Below are 16,057 nucleotides of genomic sequence, written 5' to 3'. Positions count from 1 at the left end.
GGGCTCCTCAATGCTTGAGGATCTTGGAGAGGAAGTCCTTGGCCCGGTCGCTCTCCGGGGCGGTGAAGAACTCCTCCGGACTCCGGTCCTCGACGATCCGGCCGTCCGCCATGAACACCACGCGGTTGGCCGCGGAGCGCGCGAAGCCCATCTCGTGGGTGACCACGACCATGGTCATGCCCTCCTGGGCGAGCTGCCGCATGACCTCCAGCACCTCGTTGATCATCTCCGGGTCCAGTGCGGAGGTGGGCTCGTCGAAGAGCAGGGCCTTGGGGTCCATGGCGAGGGCGCGGGCGATGGCCACGCGCTGCTGCTGGCCGCCGGAGAGCTGGGCGGGGAACTTGTCGGCCTGGTCGGCGAGGCCGACCCGCTCCAGGAGCTCCCGGGAGCGCAGGTCCGCCTCGCGCTTCCCCCGCCCGCGGACCTTGACCTGCGCGAGGGAGACGTTGGCCAGAACGGTCTTGTGCGCGAAGAGGTTGAAGGACTGGAAGACCATCCCCACCTCGGCGCGCAGCCGGGCCAGATCCTTCCCCTCGGCGGGCAGCGGCTCCCCGTCGATCAGGATCGTGCCGGACTCGACGGTCTCCAGCCGGTTGATCGCCCGGCACAGGGTGGACTTCCCGGAGCCGGAGGGGCCGATGACCACCACCACCTCCCCGCGGCCGACGGTGAGGCTGATGTCCCGCAGCACGTGCAGCGGTCCGAAGTGCTTGTTGACGTCCCGCAGCTCGATCAACGGATCGACGGCCATGCGCTGCCCTGCCCACTCGGTGTCGGATACCGGTCAGCGCAAACTATCCAGCGGCGGAAGGGCACTTCGCCGCGACACGCCGCCGACCGCCGCCGGCCGCTCCCGGCGCCCGGTGCTGTCAGCCCTCGGAGGCCTCCGCGTACGCCTGGCTGAGCTCGGGAGAACCGGTCATCGCCCAGGACACCCCCGACTCGATCACGTTCAGCTCCCGGCCCGAGGCCAGGCGGATCGCCGGCTGGCCGTTGGGCCACACCTGCCAGGCGGTGCCCGGAACGGTCCGGACGATCACGGTGCCGAGGTAGAAGCCCGCGTCGTTGCCGAGCCAGGGCACCACCTCGGGATCCCGCCGCCAGCGGGGCATGAGCTGGTCGAGAGCCTCCAACGAGGCGGGGCTCCCGTCGAGTTCCAGCCCGGCCGCCCGTGCGTGGACCCGCAGCATCTCGCACTCCGCGAACAACTCGGCGACGCCCTCGGGATCGTCCACGAGGGCGGCCGCGAGCCCCGCACCCTGTTCCGTTTCACGCCGGTTCAGCCAGTTGTCCAGGAAAGGGATGTTCATACCGCCCAGCGTCGCACCAGGATCCGCCGGTGGCCACAGGGCGCGCCTGGGCCGTTTCGGCGGGCCGTGCCCCTGCCTACCGGTCGAGATCGAGGTCGACGACGACCGGTGCGTGGTCGGAGGCGCCCTTGCCCTTGCGCTCCTCGCGGTCCACGTAGGCGTCGGTGACGGCCTTGGTGAAGGGCTCGTTGCCGTAGACCAGGTCGATGCGCATGCCCTTGTTCTTGGGGAAGGCGAGCATCCGGTAGTCCCAGAAGGTGTACGGGCGGTCGTACTTCAGCGCGCGCGGGAAGACGTCCGAGAGGCCTGCGGCGCGCAGCGCCTCCAGGGCGGCCCGCTCGGCCGGGGTGACGTGCGTGAGTCCCGCGAAGACGGCCGGGTCGTACACGTCCTCATCGGTCGGCGCCACATTGAAGTCGCCGAGCACGGCGAAGGGGCGCGGGCCGGCCGCGTCCTCGGCGACGGCCGTGGCCAGGGAGCGGAACCAGTCCAGCTTGTAGCCGTAGTGGTCGTGCTCGACCTCCCGGCCGTTGGGCACGTACACCGACCAGACCCGGACCCCGCCGCAGGTGGCGGAGATCGCCCGGGGCTCCTGGACGCCCTCGTAGTCGGGGCCGCCGGGCAGGCCGGTGACCACGTCCTCCAGGCCGACCTTGGAGAGGAGGGCCACGCCGTTCCAGCGGCCGGTGGCGTTGACCGCGGCCTCGTAGCCCAGCTCGCGCAGCTGCTCGTGCGGGAACTGCTCCGCCGAGCACTTGGTCTCCTGGATGCACACGACATCCGTGCCGGAGCTCTCCAGCCAGGCCAGCAGGCGCGGCAGCCGGGCGGTGATGGAGTTGACGTTGTAGGTGGCGATACGCATACCCGCCAACCTACCGTCCGGCACCGACAGCGGCCGTTACAGCTCGGCGCTGTCCCCGGCGGTGAGCCGCCCGTGCTCGGTGCCGCCCAGCTTGTCCAGGGCGAAGTCGTAGATCGGCCGGGCGATGTCGGCGAGGTAGGCGTCGTGGATGTCGAGGGCCCGGCGCGGCCCCACCTCGCGCAGGTAGTCGATCACCTCGGAGACCTTGTTTCAGGGTGCGTGCACCGGCACCATCAGGGTCTCCACCGGGACCCCGGGCACGGTCAGCGCGTCGCCGGGGTGGAAGAGGGATCCGTCGACGAGGTAGCCGACGTTGGTGACCCGCGGGATGTCCGGGTGGATCACGGCGTGCAGCTCGCCGTGCACCTGCACCTCGAACCCGGCCGCGGTGAAGGTGTCGCCGTGGCCGACGGTGTGCACCCGGCCCGGGTAGGCGGGGGCGAGCCGCTCGGCGACACTGCGCAGGGTCCACAGCCGGGCCGCCGGGTTCGCGTCGAGGGCGGCCCGCAGCCGCCCCTCCTCGAAGTGGTCGGGGTGTTCGTGCGTGACCAGCAGGGCGTCCGCGCCCAGGCCCGCGTCCGGTTCGCTGAAGGCGCCCGGGTCGATGACGAGCGTGCGCCCGTCCTTCTCCAGCTGGACGCAGGAGTGCAGCCGCTTGGTGAGCTTCATGATCCCAGGCTAGCGGCGAGGCCGCCGGGGCACGGGGTGCCCGCCGGGTTACGGGGTGGTCGTGGAGACCACGTAGACCTTGGGGTGCTCGGGGTCCGTCAGGTCCACCGTGATGTCCCGGCTGGGGCGCGGGTCGTCCTGCTCCAGGCTGGTCCCGTACCAGGTGGCGTGGGGGCTCCAGCTCCAGCCCGCGACCTCGGAGTCGTGGGGGGAGATGGTGACGGCCCCGGCGGCCAGCTCGGCGCGGCTGGTGCCGACGGAGGCGAGGAAGCCGTCCAGGTCGGCCGGGGTCACCGCGAACTGCGTGAAGAGCCGGCTGGTGCGCCAGTTGTTGGTCTCCAGGAAGCCGACCTTCCAGGCCTTCGCCGGGATCGGCACCTCGTAGATGCTGCGCTGCACCCTGGAGGGCCAGCCGGGGCGCACCGTGGACGCGCCGACCTTGGCGGCCTTGTCGCGTCCGCTCTCCCGGCTCTGCTGGGTGGAGATCGCGAGGTAGCCCGCGGGCACACCGATCAGCAGGACGATGATGATCGCGGTGATCCAGCGGCGCTTGACGACGTGCCTGCGGTCCTCGGGGGTGGGCTGCGGGCTGCCGCCCTCGTCGGGGGCGGAGGCCTGGTGGGGCAGGGTGGGCGGGTTCACGACTGGGGGTCGTCCTTGGAGTCCGTGGGGGCGGCGGTCTCGCGCCTGCGGCCCAGCTGGCCCAGCTGCGCGTAGCGCTCGTGGCGCTCGACCCGTCGGCGGGTGGCGCGGCGGAAGCGCCGGGCGACGAGCCGGGCGAGGTCGGCGGCGCCGACCATGCCGGCCTCGGGGCCGAGCTGGGCCTTGGCGATACGGGCCTCGGGGCGGTAGCCGCGGCCGGTGAGGTGGCGGCGGAAGGCGTCCCGGGCGGGGCCGATCAGCAGGTCGTCGGCGGCGCTGACGCCACCGCCGATGACGAAGCAGGACGGGTCGAGGGCGGCGGCGAGGTTGGCGATGCCGACGCCGAGCCACTGGCCGATGTCCTGGAGCAGCTCGACGCACATGGCGTCGCCCTCGCGGGCCAGCTCGGTGATCAGCGGCCCGGTGATCTCGGAGACGTTCCCGCCGACCTTGGCGATGATGTTGTACGCGACCGGGGAGTCGGCGGCGGCCAGCTCCCGGGCCTCGCGGACCAGGGCGTTGCCGGAGCTGTACTGCTCCCAGCAGCCGCGGTTGCCGCAGGGGCAGCGGTGGCCGCCGGGGACGACCTGCATGTGGCCGAACTCGCCGGCGACGCCGTACCGGCCGCGCTTGACCTGGCCGCCTTCGAGGATGGCGCCGCCGATGCCGGTGCCGAGCGTGATCATGACGAGGTGGTCCTCGCCGCGTCCGGCGCCGAAGCGCCATTCCGCCCAGGCGGCGGTGTTGGCGTCGTTGTCGACCATGACGGGGACCGCGAGCCGGGACTGAAGGGCGTCGCGCAGGGGCTCGTCGCGCCAGGCCAGGTGGGGTGCGAAGAGGACCCGGGAGCGGTCGGCGTCGACCCACCCGGCCGCGCCGATGCCCACCGCGTGCACGTCGTGCCGGTCGGAGAGGTCCAGCACCAGCTCGACGATGGTGTCCTCGACGACCTTGGGGCTCTTGGACTTGTCCGGGGTCTCGGTGCGGATCTTCTCGAGGATGACGCCGTCGGCGTCGACGACCCCGGCCATCACCTTGGTGCCGCCGATGTCGATGCCGACGGTCGGGACGCGTGGGGCGGTCAGGTGCGACCGCCGCTCGCGGGTCCCGATGGTGCGCAGGACGGTGCCTCGCGCCGACCCCCGGTGGGTGAGCGTGAAGTCCCGGTACGTGCTCATCGAGTCGTGTCGTCCCTCTTGGGTGCGGTGGTACGGGAGGCCTGGTCGGCCGGGCCCGCCGGTGCGGTGCGGGCGGCTCCGCGGGCCGCGGCGTCCGTGACGCCCGGTCCCGATTCTGCCACCCGCTCCAGTTCGTGGCTCAGTTCGTCGAGCTCGGAGCCGCCCGCCATCTGGCGGGTGAGCTCGTCCAGGGTGATCGAGTCACGGGTGTGACTGCCCGCCATGGCGCCGCGCTTGAGCAGCACGAAGCGGTCTCCGACCAGGTACGCGTGGTGCGGATTGTGGGTGATCAGGACCACACCGAGACCGGCGTCGCGGGCCGCGGCGACGTACTTGAGGACCACGCCGGACTGCTTGACGCCGAGGGCCGCGGTCGGCTCGTCGAGGACGAGGACCTTCGCCCCGAAGTAGACGGCGCGGGCGATGGCCACGCACTGCCGCTCCCCGCCGGACAGGGTGCCGATGGGCTGGTCCACGTCGCGCAGGTCGATGCCCATGCGCAGCAGTTCGTCGCGGGTGGTGCGGCGCATGAAGTCGACGTCGAGGCGGCGCAGGGGGCCGCGGCCCTTCGTCGGCTCGGAGCCGAGGAAGAAGTTGCGCCAGACGGGCATGAGCGGGACCACGGCGAGGTCCTGGTAGACGGTCGCGATGCCGCGGTCGAGGGCCGCGCGCGGGTTGGCGAGCACGGTCTCCTCGCCCTCGATCTCGAAGGTGCCGGCGTCGTGCCCGTGCAGCCCCGCGATGATCTTGATGAGGGTGGACTTGCCGGCGCCGTTGTCGCCGAGGACACAGGTGATCTCGCCCGCGGACACCTCCAGGGAGACGTCCTGGAGGGCGCGGATGTTGCCGTAGTACTTGGCCACCCCGGTCAGCTTCACCAGGGCGGTCGTCGCGTCCGGGGTCGTGGTGGTGGTGCTGCCGGTGGTCACTTGCTCGCCTCCGCCCGCTTGCGGACCCATGCGTTGAGCAGCGTGGCCAGCAGGAGCATCGCGCCGAGGAAGAACTTGAACCAGTCCGGGTTCCACTGGGCGTACACGATGCCGTTGCTGGTCATGCCGAAGATGAAGGCGCCGACCGCGGAGCCGATGGCGGAGCCGTAGCCGCCGGTCATCAGACAGCCGCCGATGACCGCGGCGATGATGTAGAGGAACTCGTTGCCCACGCCCTCGCCCGACTGGACCACGTCGAAGGAGAAGAGGATGTGCTGGCCGGAGATCCAGGCGCACAGGGCGACACCCATGTACAGGCCGATACGGGTCTTCACGACGGGCACGCCGACCGCGCGGGCCGCGTCCGCCCCGCCGCCCACGGCGAAGATCCAGTTGCCGGCGCGGGTGCGCAGCAGGATCCACGTGGCCACGGCGACCAGGGCCAGCCACCACAGGACGGTGACCTGCAGGGTGACCGAGCCGATCTCCCACTTCGAGGCGAAGACGGCGCGGGCGGAGGGGAAGCCCTCCATATCGGCGATGGACTTGGTGGAGACCGTGCCGCTGATCAGCTTGGTGAAGCCGAGGTTCAGGCCGGTCAGCATCAGGAAGGTGCCGAGCGTGATGATGAAGCTGGGCAGCTCGGTGCGGGTCAGCATGAAGCCGTTGAAGAAGCCGATGGCGAGGGTGACCAGCAGGGACACTCCGACGCCGACCCAGACGTTGGCGGTCATCTGGTAGCTGAACATCGAGCTCACCAGGGCCGAGGTCGTGACCATGACACCCGCGGAGAGGTCGAACTCGCCGCCGATCATCAGCATCGCCACGGGGGCCGCCATGATCCCGATGGTGGAGGCCGAGTACAGGATCGTGCTGAGGCTGGAGGCCTGGAGGAAGGTGGGGGCGGCGACGGAGAAGAAGACGAAGACGGCGACGGCCCCGACCACCGCGCCCAGCTCGGGCCGCCCCAGCAGCCGGCGGACGAGGGAGGCCGGCGCGAGCCGTTCGTCGACGGCGGTGGCGGCGCTCATCGGCTGCCCCGCCGGATGTACTCCTCCAGCTCGGCGGCCTCGGCGGCGGTGACGATCTGCGGTCCGGTGAGCACCGGGCGGCCGCCGCCGAGCACGTCCGCGTTGTAGCGGTAGAGCCAGAGCAGGTCGACGGCCTCGTACCCCTGCAGGTAGGGCTGCTGGTCCACGGCGAAGCCGAGGGCGCCGGACTTCAGGTCGCGGGCCACCGAGTCGTTGAGGTCGAAGGTGTCGACCTCGGCCTTGCTCCCGGCGGCCTCCTTGGCCTTGACCGCGGTGGGGGCGAACGGCGCGCCGAGGGTGACGATCGCGTCGACCGACGGGTCCGCCTGCAGCTTGGCCTGGATCGCCGCCTGGACGGAGGGCATGTTGGTGCCCTCGACGTACAGGTTCTCCATTGTTCCGGAGAAGGTCTTCTTCGCGCCGGCGCAGCGCTGCTCGTGGCCCACGTTGCCCTGCTCGTGCAGGACGCAGACGGCCTTCTTGCGGCCGCGCTTCCCCAGCTCCGTGCCGACCGCCTCGCCTGCGATCGTCTCGTCCTGGCCGATGTGGGTGAGCGCCCCGTACTCGGCGGACTGGGCGGACCCGGAGTTGACCGTGATCACCGGGATACCGGCCTTGACGGCCTTGGCGACGACATCCTTCAGGGCTTCCGGCTTGGCCAGGCTGACAATGATCCCGTCGACCTTCTGGTCGATCGCGTTCTGCACGAACTGCGCCTGCTGCTGCGCCTGGTCGTCGTGGGCGTAGACGAAGTTGATGTTGTCCTTGGCCGCGGCCTCCTTGGCGCCCTTCTGGACGATGTCCCAGAAGGTGTCGCCATCGCCCGCGTGGGTCACCATCGCGAAGGTCCAGCGCGGGGTGGAGACGGCGGGGCGGCCCGCCTCGGCGGCCTTCGCCCGCTCCTCGGCGCGCTTGCCGCCCGTACTGCTGCAACCCGCGAGCGAGGCCCCCAGTACCGTCGCGAGCACGGCGCCCACGACGCGTACCCCTGTCCGAACCCTAGCCACGTCGCCGCGCCCTTCCCTCGTCCGTCTCGTCCGTCGTCCCGGCTCTCATGCCGTCCGTCGTTCCGTCCGTCGTTCCGGCTGTCATGCCGTCCGTCATCTTTCGGTCATTCCGGTTTCAGCCGCCCAGTATCCGCCACAGTGGACCATGAAGGGCCATCGGGGCATGCACCCGCAGACCGACACGACGTGATCGCGGATCGGTACGCGAAACCCTCAAGATCGATGCGAGCGGATTGACAGGTTCCCCCGGCGGGGCCAGGTTGAGTTCATGCGCATCGGGCTCATCGGAACCGGCCGGATCGGCTCGTTCCACGCGGCGGCTCTCGCCCGCCACCCGGAGGCCGGCTCGCTCCTGCTCGCGGACTCCGATCCCGCGCGGGCGGCGCGCCTCGCCGACCGGCTCGGGGCCACGGCCGCGCCCTCCGTGGAACAGGTCTTCACCTGGGGTGTGGACGCGGTGGTCGTGGCGTCCTCCACCGACGGGCACGCGGAGCTGGTCGTACGGGCGATCCGCGGCGGCCTGCCGGTGTTCTGCGAGAAGCCGGTCGCCCCCGACCTGAACCGCACCCTGTCCGTGCTGCGCGAGGTGTCGGCCCTGGGCGGGCTGCTCCAGGTCGGCTACATGCGCCGCTTCGACGCGGGCTACCTCACGGCCCGGGAGCTGGTCCGCTCCGGCGCCCTGGGCCGGCTGCACACCGTACGGACGATGACGGCCGATCCGGCGCCGCCGGCCGCCGACTACCTGGCGACCTCGGGCGGTCTCTACCGGGACTGCATGGTCCACGACTTCGACATGGTGCGGTGGGTGACCGGGCACGAGGTGGTGGAGGTGTACGCGGCCGGGTCGGACGCCGGGCCGCCGCAGTTCCGGCAGACGGGGGATGTCGACACGGCGGCCGCGGTCCTCACCCTGGACGACGGGACCCTGGTCACGTCCACCGGGACCCGGTGCAACGGCGCCGGCTACGACGTGCGGATGGAGCTGGCCGGGGAGCGGGACCAGGTCTCCGCGGGACTGGACGACAGGACGCCGATCGCCTCGACCGAACCGAACGGGCCGCCGCCCGCGAGCAAGCCGTGGACCGGCTTCCTGGAACGCTTCGGCCCGGCGTACGAGGCCGAGCTGAACGCCTTCGTGCACCTGGTGCGCGGCGCGGGCGAGAACCCCTGCGACGGGCGGGAGGCCCTGGCCGCGCTGCGGGTCGCGGAGGCATGCGAGCTGTCGCGGCGGGAGCGGCGCCGGGTCAGGCTGGAGGAGCTCCCGGACCTGCCGGAACGCTGACCGGCTCGCTGACCGGATCGGCGACCGCATCGGTAACCGGATCGGCGGTCGGATCGGTAACCGGATCGGTGAACAGGGCATCCGGCCACCCTACGGTGGTGATCCCCGGCTGACTGCGGCGCTTTCCGGACACGCTCGGGGGACCGTGGGACCGTCCTCAGCCACGGGTCGCGGTGACCGCCCGCCGTCCCCAGGCGGTGCCGGCCAGGACCAGCACCACGCCGGCGTAACCGAGCGGCCCGAGGTGCTCGCCGCCGACGGCGATGCCCGCGACGGCCGCCCACAGGGGCTCGGTGCCGAGCAGCAGGCTGACCCGGGAGGGCGAGGTACGGCGTACGGCCCACATCTGCACGAAGAAGGCGAAGAGGGTGCAGAAGACGGAGAGGAACGCCAGACCGGCCCACTCGGCGGGCCCGAAGTCGGCCGCGGCGGCCCAGGGGGTCGCGCCGGTCCCGGGTACGGCGGCCAGCAGGGCGAAGACGAGCACGGCCCCGCCGAGCTGCACGGTGGTCAGCGACAGCGGGTCGGCACCGCGGACGCCCTCGGACCGGGCCATCAGCAGCACGTGCAGGGTCCGGGCGAGGGCGGCGCCGAGGATGAGCAGGTCACCGAGGCCGGGCCGGGTGAAGCCGGCGCCCTGGGTGAGCAGCACGACGCCGAGGACGGACAGCGCGGCGGCGCCGAGGAACCCTGCGGACGGCGCCCTCCGCTTCACCGCGGCATCGGCGAGCGGGGTGAAGATCATGGTCAGGCTGATGATCAGCCCGGCGTTGGTGGCGGAGGTGTGGACGACCCCGTAGGTCTCCAGCAGGAAGATCCCGCCGAGTACGAGTCCCAACAGCCCGGCGCCGCGCAGCTGGGCCGGGGTCAGCGCCCGCAGCCGCGCCCACCCGGCGACGACCAGCACGGGCAGCACGAGCGCGAACCGCAGCACGAGCACGGCGATCACGGTGTGCGCGGTGGTGATGCCCTTGGCGGCGAGGTAGCTGCCGCCCCACACGACGGCGACGGCCAGGACGGGCAGATCGGCGAGCCAGGCCCGGCGGGGTGCGGCGTGCAGGATGGGCGAGGCGACGGCCACGGAGGTCTCCAACGTCACTCGGGAGGTGGAGACATCGGCGGCTCGCACGGTTGCGGGGCACACCGTACCGGAGCCGATCATGCGGGGCGACCCGTTTCCGGGCCTCGCACCTCTGCCCCGTAGAGTCGGGCGCATGGCTGATCTTTACGCCGTGGATCTGGCGTTCGACCTGCTCGACACCACGCCCGACGCCGTACTCGCGGAGGTGCGCCGCCACCTGACGGGGGACGGCCTGCTCTCGCCCCGCGGCCCGGCGTGGCACATAGGCGGGATGCTCGTGGGCGAGTTCGGCCCGGCGGAACGCGACGGCTGGGCCCTGACGGCCCGCCAGGAGATCCACGAGGACCAGCTCCCGGCCCTGGAAGACCTGCTGCTCCTGCTCACCCCGCACATCCGCCCGCCCGGCCCGGTCGGCCGCATCCGCCACCACGCCCACGAGTCCCCGGACCTCCTGGTCCTCCGCGAGGGCCGCGTGGTTCAACTGGCCCTGGACCGGCGGTAGGGGGTGTCCCGCGGCGCGACCGGGTCCGGGGACGAGGAGCAGCTGATCGCGCAGGGCTTCCGGCGCGTGTACGCAGAACCGGACTGCTACGACGGGCCGCGCGCGGGCCCGGCCGACGTGCACGGCAGCCCGCACTGCTTCCAGGGCTACGACTGCGACCACGCCGACGCGGCCGACGAGTACCTCGTACGGCCGGCGAGCGAGGCCGCCGTCGCTCCGGAGCGCGCACAGTGGGCGATCTTCGCCGCTGGAACCGGCGCCACGAAGGGGGGTCGGCCGGCCCGGAAAGCCACCCGGGGCACGGTGGCATCGACGCCTGCTACGACGAGCTGACCGGGCTGCTCGCCGCGCGCCGCCGGCCGCCGGCCGCCCGACGATGCGCGGCGCCTGGTCGGCGAGCCGGGCTTCGACGCGGACGACCGCTACCGCGCCGACGGGCCCGACCAGTGGTTCCGGTGGCACCCGGCAGGTGAGGCCGGTCAGGAGCCGACGGTCGCGAACGTGGCCCGCCCCGTCGGCCGATAGGTCTGGATAGCCATCCCCGACGGTGTCGTCCGGGAGGCCGTCAGCTCGTACGCCGTCGGCAGCCCGCCGGTGGGGAACAGCCTCCTGCCCGCCCCCAGTGCCACGGGGAACACCAGCAGGTTGATCTCGTCGACGAGATCCCGGGCGAGCAGCCACTGCGCGAGCTGCCCGCTCCCGTGCACCTGCAGCTCCCCCTCCAGCGCGTCCTTGACCCGGACGATCTCGCTCTGCAGGTTCTCCCCGTCGAGCACGGTGGCCGGCCCCCAGGCCGGGTCCTTGAGGGTGGTCGAGGCCACGTACTTGGGCAGCCGGTTGAGCCCGCCCGCCACGGGGTCGCCCGGCTCGTCGTGCTCGGGCCAGTAGCCGGCGAAGATCTCGTACGTCCGCCGCCCGAGCAGGAACGCCCCGGCCCGGCCGAACACCTCGGTGATGAACTCCCCCATCCCCTCGTCGACGTACGGCGCGGCCCACCCGCCGTACTCGAACCCGTCACTGCGGTCCTCGTCGGGCCCGCCGGGCGCCTGCATCACGCCGTCCAACGTGACGAAGGTGGTCAGTGTCAGCTCGGCCATGCCTCTGCGCTCCTCGCTCGATGCTCCTACGCAAGAGCAGACTCCCGGGCCGCCCCGGACTCATCGGTGCGCCACGCGAACGACGGCCCGAACGGCGCAGCGCCTCGGTCCCCGTCGGGAACGCGGGGTCGGAATCCTGCCAGCGGTGGGGCGTGGGGGGCTATTTGATTGAACCCGCAACCAAGCGGGCGATGCGGGAGGAAGAGCACATGGACAGGAACGCGGTGGCGCTGGTGACCGGGGGAAGTCGGGGGATCGGGGCGGCCGTTGCCGTGCGGCTCGCCGAGGACGGGGCGGACGTGGCGATCACGTACGTCAGCGATGCCGAGGCCGCGGACCGGGTGGTCAAGGCGGTGGAGGCACTCGGGCGGCGGGCCGTCGCGCTGCGGGCGGACGCGGGTGACACGGCGGAGGTAGCGAGCGCCGTCGGGGAGACCGTACGGCGGTTCGGGCGGCTCGACGTGCTCGTCAACAACGCCGGGGTGGGGGCGGTCGGACCGATGGAGGAAGTCGGGGCGGCCGACGTCGACCGGGTGCTCGGCGTCAACGTGCGGGGCGCGTTCCTCGCGGCCCAGGCGGCCGCGGGGCGCATGCGGGAGGGCGGGCGGATCATCACCATCGGCAGCTGCATGGCGCAGCGGGTGCCCGGGCCGGGCGGGGTGCTGTACGCGATGAGCAAGGCCGCGACGATCGGGCTGACGAAGGCCTTGGCGCGGGAGCTCGGCGGGCGCGGGATCACCGCGAACCTCGTGCATCCGGGGCCGGTCGACACCGACATGAACCCGGCCGACGGACCGTACGCGGGCCCGCAGGCGGCCATGACGGCGCTGGGCCGGTTCGGGAGGACGGAGGAGGTCGCGGACGTGGTGGCTTTCCTCGCCGGTCCGGGCGCGGGCTACGTCACGGGGGCGGAGTTCGCGGTGGACGGCGGCCACGCCGCGTAGCCCTCGCCGGGCGGGCGAACGGCCCGAACCGGGTGCGCCCCCGGCCGGACCGGTCCGGGCCGGTTAGGCCGGGCGAGGTCGCTCCCGACCTCCTGAGGCCGAGGCCCAGAGACCGGTGCCGACCCCGGGGCCCGGGGCGGGGGTCGGGCAGCGGCCCGGGCGGGGTCGGACACCTGCCGGGCCGACCCCGGACCGGCCCGGACCCGGGCACGGCCCGGCGGACCCGGGGCGGGGGCCGGGCAGGGGCCCGTTGGGGCCCGGGCGGGTTCGGACACCTACCGGGCCGACCCCGGACCGGCCCGGACCCGGGCCAGGCCGGGCCACCGGCCGGGCGTGCCCGGGTTGGGACCCGGGCAGGGCCCGGGTTGGGACCCGGGCAGGGCCCGGGTTGGGACCCGGGCAGGGCCCGGGTTGGGACCCGGGCAGGGCCCGGGTTGGGACCCGGGTCGGGGGCCGGGTTGGGACCCGGGTCGGGGGCCGGGTTGGGACCCGGGTCGGGGGCCGGGCAGGGGCCCGTTGGGGCCCGGACAGGGGCCCGTTAGGGGTCGGGCAGCGGCCCGGGCGGGGTCAGACACCTGCCGGGGCCGACCCCATACCGGCCCGGACCCGGGCACGGCCCGGCGGCCCCGGGGCCGGGGCCCGGGCACGGCCGTGCCACCGGCCGGGCGGGCCCGGGTTGGGGGTCCGGCCGACGGTCTCCTGGTCTCGGCGAGGCGGACGGCGCACCCCCGGGGCCCCGCCCGGGCCGAGCCGGCCCGGCCCTCCCCCGCTTACCGGGGCCGGTTCAGGTCGGTGTGCAGCAGGTGGTGGTCCGAGTGGGGGCTGGGGCGGACCTGGTGTGTGCGTGGGGTGATGCCGCGCAGGAAGACGTAGTCGAACTTGCTGTTCCAGTCGGTGGTCTCCGTACAGGCATCGGCGGAAGCGGCCGGGGGGCGGCAGCCCGGGTCCGGGTCCGTGGCCAGGGACCACATCGGGGTGAGTTCGGAGGCGTGCGGCGCGGCGTTGAAGTCGCCGAGGACGATCGCTCGGTCGTGGCGGGCGACCTCGGCCGCGAGCACCCTCACCTGGCCCGCCCGTACTTCCGCCTGCCGGCGCTCGGCGAGGTGGGTGTTGAAGACACGGACCGACCGGCCGCCCACCAGGGTGGTGACAGCCAGGAATCCGCGGTCCTCGGAGCCGCCGTCGGGGTATTCGACGCTCACCCGGTCCGTCATCGGCGCTGCCGAGAGGATCGCCTGGCCGTAGCCGCCCGGCCGCCACGGCAGCCCGCCGCAGCGGTTCCAGTTCCGCAGGACCGGCCCGTACTCCACCCGGTAGACCAGCCCGAAGGACTCCTCCAGGTGGTCGCGGATCTGCTCGACGTCCCGTACGCACGCCTCCTGCAGGCCGATGACCTGCGGCGCGTACGCGGCGATCTCCGTCGCGCGGCCGTAGTTCAGCTCGCTCCCGCCGCACGGATTGCAGATGTTCCACGTGGCGACCCGGTCCGGGACGGCCTCCGCGGTGCGGGGAGCGCCACCGCTCGGTGTGCCCGGCCCCAGGAGCAGCAGCATGCAGGCCGCGGCCGTCACGCCCGCCGCCCACCGCACGCCCCTTCGCAGCACCGTCGCCTCCCCCGGAAGTGGACGCACATCATCACACGACGCCACGACGCCCCGACGCACAATCGGAGTGCCTCCCGCCCGGTCCGTCCGGCATCATCACGCCATGCTCGGCAATCGGATCATCCATCGCACCGCGGACGGCGTCCGCATACCCGGCACCTGGCGGCACGCCTTCATATGCAACGGCGGCTCCTACTTCCTCACGGACCTCTTCATCTACGCCGACGGCCTCATCGACTGCTGGGAGCTGGTCACTCTCGAGGAGTTCGAGCAGAAGCTCCGCCGCGGATGGGTGGCCACCAGCCTTCCGGAGGGCGGGAAGGCCTCCGCGCACCACCTGGCCTCGTGGACGTTCGGTGACCCGTACACCTGGCTGACGCCGGACCTGCTGCTCGCCGAAGTCCGCGACACCGTCGACGAGCTGAACGGCCGACCCGACTCGACCGCCCGCTGCCTCGCCGCCGTGGACGTCTTCATGGCGGACCGTACGGAGGACCACCGGGCCGCCGCCCGGGCCGCCTACCTGGCCGTCCCCGAGACCGTACGGCACTACGCGCTCGGCGACATGGACCGCAAGGACCGCCCCCTCCGGGTGCTGGTGGCGGGGCCCGGCGGCCGGACCCCGGACGAGCGTGCGGAGGTGGTCACGCAGGAGCAGTACGACCACGCCGTCGCCTACTTCGAGGAACGCGAGCAGTGGCGCGCGAAGGCCGCGTCGCGGGTGCCCGCGGACGGGCCGGCCACCTCCTTCGCCCCCGCGGTCAAGATCTACCATTCGTATCCGCAGCGCGCGCTCGAGGACCCGGGCAAGCAGGCCCTGCGCAACGACTACCCCGCCCCGATCACCGTCGGCGACCTCGCCTGTCCGTCGGTGGCGCACGCCTACTGGGCCCGGTCCGTCGCCGAGCCGGAGGCCCGGACGGCGGTCCTGGCGGCGGAGTCGGGCGCGAAGGCCCGTACGGTCGCGGCCGCGGCGCCCCGGCGCGAGGGCTGGGAGGGGGCCCGGACGGCGGTCATGGCCGGTCTGCTGCGCGCCAAGTACGAGCAGCACCCCGACCTCGCGGCGATTCTGCTCGCCACGGGTGACGCGACCCTGCTCTACGACGACGCCGACTCGGACTTCTGGGGCGACAACGGGGGCCGGGGCCGCAACTGGACGGGCCGCCTGCTGGAACTCGTCCGTTCCGAACTGCGGGCCGGTCCGGCCGGGCAGGCCCTCGTCGACTGAGGCGGGACCGCGGGACGGATCCGTCGGTCATGGTGAACGGGAAAAGGGGAACGGTGGACTTCACCGACGGGCAGGGCCGGCATGTGGTGCTCGACGAGATCACCGACGGGAACTGGCGGGCCGTCGCCGACGTGGCGCCCGCCGACGACCAGCGCCGGTTCGTCGCGGCACTCGGCGCCCGGTACCTGCTGCTCTCGATGCGCGGCGGGGTGTGGAACTCCCTCGCGATCCGGGCCGGTGACACGGTCGTCGGCCACGTCATGTGGGCGTACGACGAGGAGGGCGGCGCCCACTGGATCGGCGGCATGATCGTCGACGCCGCAGAGCAGGGCCGGGGCGTCGGCCGGGCCGCGATGCGCGCCCTGACGGTGCGCCTCGCCGCGCTGCCGGCCTGCCGGGAGATCCGGCTCTCGTACCACCCGGACAACGCGCCCGCCGCGCGGCTCTACGCCGAACTCGGCTTCGCGCCCACCGGCGATTTCGAGGACGAGGAGGTCGTGGCCGCGCTGGCCGTCTGACCGCCCTCGGCTGCGGGCCGTCCGGCCGCCGCCGGCCGTGGACCACCGCCGCCGCGAATCACAGCCGCGCCGGGGCGCACCGGCGTGCGGTGCGCCCGGCGAGACGTGCGGCCCCGGTGGGGCGTGTGCGCCCCGGCGGGACGTGCGGGCCCCGGGGGTGTCGGCCCCCGGGG

17 protein-coding genes and 1 pseudogene are annotated in these 16,057 nt (G+C 73.2%); 6 read left to right on the top strand and 12 right to left on the bottom strand.

The genetic code is table 11. The features are described from left to right. Positions 1–7 precede the first annotated feature (7 nt). The 9 genes and pseudogenes from NRK68_RS27860 to NRK68_RS27820 form a co-directional block, all read right to left on the bottom strand. Positions 8–751: an amino acid ABC transporter ATP-binding protein gene (locus NRK68_RS27860; RefSeq protein ID WP_257857096.1), complete on the bottom strand. Its 744-nt coding sequence runs from the start codon at positions 749–751 to the stop codon at positions 8–10. A gap of 118 nt (positions 752–869) precedes the next feature. Continuing rightward, complete coding sequence (locus NRK68_RS27855; protein ID WP_183063799.1) at positions 870–1,310, bottom strand: DUF6278 family protein; 441 nt, start codon at positions 1,308–1,310, stop codon at positions 870–872. Between the two features lie 76 nt (positions 1,311–1,386). Next, a complete protein-coding gene (locus NRK68_RS27850) occupies positions 1,387–2,172 on the bottom strand; it encodes an exodeoxyribonuclease III (RefSeq protein ID WP_183063798.1) in 786 nt (261 codons plus the stop codon). Between the two features lie 36 nt (positions 2,173–2,208). Beyond that, positions 2,209–2,841, bottom strand: a pseudogene (locus NRK68_RS27845) (MBL fold metallo-hydrolase). A 48-nt stretch (positions 2,842–2,889) separates the two neighbouring features. Further along, positions 2,890–3,483, bottom strand: coding sequence for a hypothetical protein (locus tag NRK68_RS27840; protein WP_183063796.1), 594 nt, complete (start codon positions 3,481–3,483; stop codon positions 2,890–2,892). Continuing rightward, positions 3,480–4,661, bottom strand: a complete 1,182-nt coding sequence (locus tag NRK68_RS27835) for an ROK family glucokinase (protein WP_257857095.1) — start codon at positions 4,659–4,661, stop codon at positions 3,480–3,482. Before NRK68_RS27835 ends, NRK68_RS27840 begins: the two co-directional genes overlap by 4 nt. Then, positions 4,658–5,620, bottom strand: a complete 963-nt coding sequence (locus NRK68_RS27830) for an ATP-binding cassette domain-containing protein (RefSeq protein WP_373023830.1) — start codon at positions 5,618–5,620, stop codon at positions 4,658–4,660. The genes NRK68_RS27835 and NRK68_RS27830 overlap by 4 nt, the downstream gene beginning before the upstream one ends. After that, positions 5,587–6,621, bottom strand: coding sequence for an ABC transporter permease (locus tag NRK68_RS27825; RefSeq protein ID WP_183063795.1), 1,035 nt, complete (start codon positions 6,619–6,621; stop codon positions 5,587–5,589). Before NRK68_RS27825 ends, NRK68_RS27830 begins: the two co-directional genes overlap by 34 nt. Then, on the bottom strand, positions 6,618–7,628 hold the full coding sequence (locus tag NRK68_RS27820) for a sugar ABC transporter substrate-binding protein (protein ID WP_444465701.1): 1,011 nt from the start codon (positions 7,626–7,628) through the stop codon (positions 6,618–6,620). The genes NRK68_RS27825 and NRK68_RS27820 overlap by 4 nt, the downstream gene beginning before the upstream one ends. A gap of 268 nt (positions 7,629–7,896) precedes the next feature. Here NRK68_RS27820 and NRK68_RS27815 point away from each other — a divergent pair, with 268 nt between their 5' ends. Continuing rightward, positions 7,897–8,910 carry a Gfo/Idh/MocA family protein gene (locus NRK68_RS27815; protein ID WP_183063793.1) on the top strand — a complete coding sequence of 338 codons (1,014 nt, stop codon included), beginning with the start codon at positions 7,897–7,899 and terminating at the stop codon, positions 8,908–8,910. A 157-nt stretch (positions 8,911–9,067) separates the two neighbouring features. Here the strand turns inward: NRK68_RS27815 and NRK68_RS27810 are convergent, their stop codons facing one another. Beyond that, entirely contained in the window at positions 9,068–10,003 is a 936-nt protein-coding gene (locus NRK68_RS27810) for a DMT family transporter (protein ID WP_257857939.1), read from the bottom strand. A gap of 121 nt (positions 10,004–10,124) precedes the next feature. Between NRK68_RS27810 and NRK68_RS27805 the strand changes: the two genes are divergently transcribed. Both NRK68_RS27805 and NRK68_RS27800 read left to right on the top strand, forming a co-directional pair. Beyond that, positions 10,125–10,493, top strand: coding sequence for a hypothetical protein (locus NRK68_RS27805; RefSeq protein ID WP_183063791.1), 369 nt, complete (start codon positions 10,125–10,127; stop codon positions 10,491–10,493). Between the two features lie 3 nt (positions 10,494–10,496). Next, positions 10,497–10,826 carry a hypothetical protein gene (locus tag NRK68_RS27800; RefSeq protein WP_257857093.1) on the top strand — a complete coding sequence of 110 codons (330 nt, stop codon included), beginning with the start codon at positions 10,497–10,499 and terminating at the stop codon, positions 10,824–10,826. A gap of 146 nt (positions 10,827–10,972) precedes the next feature. Here the strand turns inward: NRK68_RS27800 and NRK68_RS27795 are convergent, their stop codons facing one another. Next, positions 10,973–11,590 carry a dihydrofolate reductase family protein gene (locus NRK68_RS27795; RefSeq protein ID WP_183063790.1) on the bottom strand — a complete coding sequence of 206 codons (618 nt, stop codon included), beginning with the start codon at positions 11,588–11,590 and terminating at the stop codon, positions 10,973–10,975. A gap of 209 nt (positions 11,591–11,799) precedes the next feature. Here NRK68_RS27795 and NRK68_RS27790 point away from each other — a divergent pair, with 209 nt between their 5' ends. After that, positions 11,800–12,534 carry an SDR family NAD(P)-dependent oxidoreductase gene (locus tag NRK68_RS27790; RefSeq protein WP_183063789.1) on the top strand — a complete coding sequence of 245 codons (735 nt, stop codon included), beginning with the start codon at positions 11,800–11,802 and terminating at the stop codon, positions 12,532–12,534. A 770-nt stretch (positions 12,535–13,304) separates the two neighbouring features. Here NRK68_RS27790 and NRK68_RS27785 read toward each other — a convergent pair. Continuing rightward, complete coding sequence (locus NRK68_RS27785) at positions 13,305–14,087, bottom strand: endonuclease/exonuclease/phosphatase family protein (protein ID WP_257857938.1); 783 nt, start codon at positions 14,085–14,087, stop codon at positions 13,305–13,307. A gap of 154 nt (positions 14,088–14,241) precedes the next feature. Between NRK68_RS27785 and NRK68_RS27780 the strand changes: the two genes are divergently transcribed. Further along, on the top strand, positions 14,242–15,366 hold the full coding sequence (locus NRK68_RS27780; protein ID WP_183063788.1) for an NADAR family protein: 1,125 nt from the start codon (positions 14,242–14,244) through the stop codon (positions 15,364–15,366). Between the two features lie 29 nt (positions 15,367–15,395). Beyond that, complete coding sequence (locus NRK68_RS27775) at positions 15,396–15,884, top strand: GNAT family N-acetyltransferase (RefSeq protein WP_183063787.1); 489 nt, start codon at positions 15,396–15,398, stop codon at positions 15,882–15,884. Positions 15,885–16,057 lie beyond the last annotated feature (173 nt).

The organism is Streptomyces yangpuensis (assembly GCF_024666385.1).
Lineage (GTDB): Bacteria > Actinomycetota > Actinomycetes > Streptomycetales > Streptomycetaceae > Streptomyces > Streptomyces yangpuensis.
Note: the sequence above shows the minus strand (reverse complement) of the source record. Positions and strands in the feature narration are given on the sequence as shown.